The following is a 1106-nucleotide window of genomic DNA, read 5'->3' as shown; positions in this document are numbered from 1 at the left end:
TCTCTTCACCAGCTCCGGCCATCCTTCTCCCGAAGTTACGGATGCATTTTGCCGAGTTCCTTAACGAGGGTTTTCCCGCGCACCTTAGGATTCTCTCCCCGCCTACCTGTGTCGGTTTTGGTACGGGTACATGTTGTCTCGTTAGAAGCTTTTCTTGGCAGTGTAGTACGTCTGAATTTGATGCATCCCGAAGGATTTATCTATCTATCAGTTCTCAGCCTTACAGTGTGGGGATTTGCCTCCACACCAGCCTACCGCCTTCGACTGGCATTTCCAATCGCCAGCTCAGACTCCTTGCTGCGTCACTCCATCCTCAAACAACAACATGCAGTACTGGAATTTTCGCCAGTTGTCCATCGCCTATGCTTGCTGCCTCGGCTTAGGTCCCGACTTACCCTGAGACGACGAGCGTTGCTCAGGAAACCTTAGGCTTTCGGTGGGTCAGATTCTCACTGACCGTTTCGCTACTCATACCGGCATTCTCACTTCCATACGCTCCAGCTGTCCTTCCGGTCAACCTTCAACGCCTATGGAACGCTCCCCTACCCATGCTTGCGCATGACGCGACTTCGGTTCTGTACTTGAGCCCCGGATATTTTCGGCGCAGGGCCTCTCGACCAGTGAGCTATTACGCACTCTTTAAATGGTGGCTGCTTCTGAGCCAACATCCTGGTTGTTTAGGAAGTCCTACATCCTTTTCCACTTAGTACAGCATTTGGGACCTTAGTCGGCGTTCTGGGCTGTTTCCCTCTTGAATACGGGTCTTATCACTCGCATTCTGACTCCCAGGTTCTTCTCATGAAGCCATTCGAAGTTTGACTGGAGTTGGTATCCATTACAGACCCGCGTCCGATCAGTGCTCTACCGTCTTCATGTGTCGCCTGAGGCTAGCCCTAAAGCTATTTCGGGGAGAACCAGCTATCTCCACGTTCGATTGGCATTTCACCCCTATGCACAGCTCATCCCAAAGTTTTTCAACACTCACGGGTTCGGTCCTCCACTCATTTTTACCTGAGCTTCAACCTGGCCATGCATAGATCACTGTGGTTTCGGGTCTAATCCTTGTTACTTTCGCCCTATTAAGACTCGCTTTCGCTTCGGCTCCG

At 51.4% G+C, this 1106-nt stretch carries 1 rRNA gene; it reads right to left on the bottom strand.

Annotation, left to right across the window (positions count from 1 at the left end):
* Positions 1-1106, bottom strand: a 23S ribosomal RNA gene (locus FZ041_RS14310); the annotation flags it as partial.

It is taken from the genome of Pseudoselenomonas caprae (genome assembly GCF_008271345.1).
GTDB classification, from domain to species: Bacteria; Bacillota; Negativicutes; order Selenomonadales; family Selenomonadaceae; genus Selenomonas_A; species Selenomonas_A caprae.
This window is presented reverse-complemented; position numbering and strand designations above follow the sequence as displayed.